Raw genomic sequence first — 3573 nt, forward strand, 5'->3', positions numbered from 1 at the left:
ACGCGTCGTGTCTCAGATTTAAGGGCAACGCGACAAGCACGCAAGCGACCGAAAGTCGTTGCGGTCGCGCTCGCCAACAAGACTGCCCGGATCGCTTGGGCGCTCCTGCGCCGCAACGAGATCTACGCGGCCCCTGTCTCCTGAGCGCGGAACCGCTGACGGAATGCGTGAAGCTGAGAAGAGATGACAAACCGGTCGAACCGGGGATCGGGACACCCCAGGGGGTCAAGGCGCAGAAAGCGCGCAATTTTGATTGGGACCCGATCCGCGGACTTCATCTGGGCCAGCGGCTAGACCGCACCACAAAGGCCGTAGACATGACTGCTTTCGGCATAGGCGCGTCAATTCCCAGCTTGCGCAGCAGGGGTCGTCCAGACATGGGAACACTTGCCCTCGCCAGAGATGCCCACTGCGCGTTGGCGACGGTCCACCAATGACTTGCGCCACCGGACCTGTGGGGGAACCGGCGCAGCGCCAGTTCCCCATCGGCTCATTCTGCCGGAACCCAGGGCCGGTTATAGGCTGCCACGCGCCAATCACCGTGTTCGATGAACCGGGGGGCGCTCCCGGTTTCCAGCGCCTCGGCTGCGGCGTTCAGCGCCTCGGGCGATGTCTCGGGCCAGGCGCCCGTTTCGATCCGTTCGACCAGGGTCTCGACGATGGCCGTGCTTTCGGCAGCCGTGAACTCGCAATGGCCCGTGCCCTGGACCAGCGACTGCCGATACAGATCGCCGGTACCCTGCTCCTGCACCAGCGCGCCGTAGCCTTCCATCAGCGTGTAGGGAATGGCCCAGTCGCCCAGCATGTGGATGCGGATCGCCGGAACCTGCAGATCGCCGGTCGTCGTGCGCCCGTCTGCGGCCCAGAAATCGCGCGCATAATCCGAGGCCGCGATGCGGGGGGCGGCGTCGATCCTGGCAATGTCGGCCTGAAGGTCCAAACCGGCCTGTTCGTAGAGCGCCTCAACCGTCCGCGCCATCGCGGGTGCGGCATTCTGGTAGAAGGCGGCATAGTCGACCCCCTCGTTCCCGGAAAGTTGCTGCCCCGATGCGGCGTTTTCGAACAGAAGCCGCGAGGACCCGCCAACATTACCGCCGATGCGCAGCGCCGAGGCCACGATCATGTCGGCCATGGCGCCGGCATCCGCGGTGTCGGGTAGTTCGGTCCCCTCGACCATCCACGGCGACCACTGTCCGATGGCGAAGGCAAGCGCCAGCCGCGCGCGGCCCTCCGGGCTTTCGCCCGCCGTTTCGATGGCGGCCATCCAGGACGCACGGATCGCGTCAAGGCTGCGCTCGCCACCCGCTCCGGCATTGGGCAGGCCGACGATGGCGAGATCGCTGGCCGGACCGTGCCCAGCGGCCTCATAGCTTTCGCCCAGCAGGGTCTGCATGGCGAACCAGCCATCCAGGAAACTGCTCATGATCCAGACCGGCGTATGGGCGGCAAGCACGGCGGCACCGTCGATCCTGTCCGGGTAATCCTCGGCCGAAGCGAGGCTGTCGAGCCCTCCGCCAGAACAGCCGTATTGCAGCACCATGTCAGGAGCGCGCTCCAGGTCCGTGAAAATGTCCTGAACAGCTTGTAGATTCAGGATTTCACGCTGCGGATCGTATTGCCACAGGCGCAGCGGGTGCCGGGCGAGCCCGGCGAAGGCATAGCCACGACCGAGCAGGTCGTCATACCGCTGGACCGCTGACGCGACCGAAACGTTGCTGGCGAAATCCAGATCCCTGAGTAGTCGACCATTCCAGTTCTCGGGCACGCGGATCAGCCATGCCGTCCCGTCCGGCAGGGTTCCCGCATGTTCGTTGAAGGCGGGCTGCTCCTGCGCCGACGCGAGCGGGGCGAAGCCCGCGGTCAGAGCGAGGCAAAGCACCACCATTCCGGTCCGCGAACGCGGGCCGGCCAAATTGGCTGTCCGTGACATGAATTTCCTCCAGTTTGATGCAGCGATGAAATCCGGCTCCTCTTCCGGGGAACCATCGCCGGGAAAAACATAGATAGCTAATTATTAGTGTCAAGGGCTCTGATGCACAAATCGGCTTAAGGCCGAGGTTCCCCTTTCCCCGGACGGACTTATCCCACAGCTTCCGTGACGGGTATTCCGAGCGCGGTGTAGCCGTTCAGGACGGCGATGCGGACCTGGAGTTCGGCGACCTGTCGATCGAAGTCCCGTGCCATGAGCCGCTGGCCCAGCAACTTGATACAATGCATCTTTGTCTCGACGCGGCTTCGGCGGTGGTATCCACTCCATCGTCGCCAGAGCGCGCGGCCCAGGTATTTCGCCGCGCGCAGGGCCTCATTTCGCGCCACGGCTCCGGCGGTGATCGTCTTCCAGGGCTTCGCGTTCTTGCGGGGCGGGATGACGGCATGGGCACCGCGATCTGCAATCGCATCGTGGCATTTGCGCGTGTCGTANGGCATGGGCACCGCGATCTGCAATCGCATCGTGGCATTTGCGCGTGTCGTAGGCGCCATCAGCCGTAACGCTACCGATTTCCTGGTCCTGCGGGATTTGGTCGAGAAGGTGGGTAGGATGGGCGCATCACCGATGTGGCTCCCGGTGACTTCGACGGCCCGGATCTCCAACGTTTCTTCATCGATCCCAAGGTGGAGCTTGCGCCAGACGCGCCGTTTCGGGCCGCCATGCTTGCGTGCGTGCCACTCGCCTTCACCTTCGACCTTGATCCCGGTGCTGTCGATCAGCAGGTGCAACGGCCCCTTGGAGCCGCGGTAGGGGATGTTCACGGCCAAGGTCTTCTGGCGGCGAGATAGCGTGCTGAAGTCGGGCACCGTCCAGTTCAGGCCGACCAGCCGTAGCAGGCTCTCGACGAACCCGGTCGTCTGCCGGAGCGCCATGCCGAACAGCACTTTCATCGAGAGGCACGTCTGGATAGCGGCATCGCTGTAGGTCTGCTGGCGGCCACGCCTGCCTGTCGGCGCGGCATCCCAGCTCATCTCGGGGTCAAACCAGATCGTCAGCGAGCCCCGGCGCTTGACTGCTTCATTGTAGGCTGGCCAGTTCCTGGTCTTGTAGGTCGGGGGTATGGGTCTGCTCATGCAGCCTGACTAACAGACTGGATTCGCAAGGTGAAACCTTCACAGCATTTGCGCAACATGTATAACCGCCCCTTGCGCAAGAGGGTTTCTGGATCAGTTTCGCGCGGTGTCGGGTGCTGACATGTATCCGGCCTCTGTTGCGGCCATCATCACGCCGCGGGCCCGTATGGTGTTCGCAGGTCGGGTCCAGATCAAAGCCGCGTGCTCGATGGCACTCTGTTGCGCTCTGGTTCTCCCGATCCCGTCTCACGACCGTGCGCCAAACGTCTCCTTGCCCTCTTCCGCTCCGACGTCCTCGCGACCAGTGACGGCTTACGCCGCAGCGGTCGGAGACTGGTAGGCGCCGCCTCGGGCCATCAGCGCCCAGACGATCCGCGCCATTTTGTTCGCCAGCGCGACCCGCACCAGCATCGGCGGCTTGCGCGTCAGCATCTCGCCAAGCCATGTGCCCGGCCGGGCAGCGGCATGAACATGCCTGTCGCGTAGCCCTTAATTGTGAGATGAGAAATC

The 3573-nt window shown here is 64.0% G+C and carries 2 protein-coding genes and 2 pseudogenes; all 4 read right to left on the reverse strand.

Translation table 11 applies throughout. From position 1 onward, the window contains the following. Window positions 1-490: 490 nt before the first annotated feature. A complete protein-coding gene (locus D6860_RS17840; protein WP_024099412.1) occupies window positions 491-1930 on the reverse strand; it encodes a hypothetical protein in 1440 nt (479 codons plus the stop codon). A gap of 149 nt (window positions 1931-2079) precedes the next feature. Then, window positions 2080-2421, reverse strand: a 342-nt coding sequence (locus tag D6860_RS25805) for a transposase (protein ID WP_254681424.1), incomplete at its 5' end; no start/stop codon positions are given. Between the two features lies 1 nt (window position 2422). Further along, window positions 2423-3018 (reverse strand): annotated as a pseudogene (locus D6860_RS17845) (IS5 family transposase); the annotation flags it as partial. Window positions 3019-3375: 357 nt separating this feature from the next. Then, window positions 3376-3540: pseudogene (locus D6860_RS17850) on the reverse strand (IS110 family transposase); the annotation flags it as partial. Window positions 3541-3573 lie beyond the last annotated feature (33 nt).

Origin of the sequence: Salipiger sp. D13, from assembly GCF_003703915.1 — a bacterium.
Classification (GTDB): Bacteria; Pseudomonadota; Alphaproteobacteria; order Rhodobacterales; family Rhodobacteraceae; genus Salipiger; species Salipiger profundus.

Bases quoted from the DNA above. Each gene is read 5' to 3' on its own strand.
- D6860_RS17840 (WP_024099412.1), bottom strand. From the start codon at position 1,930: ATGTCACGGACAGCCAATTTGGCCGGCCCGCGTTCGCGGACCGGAATG.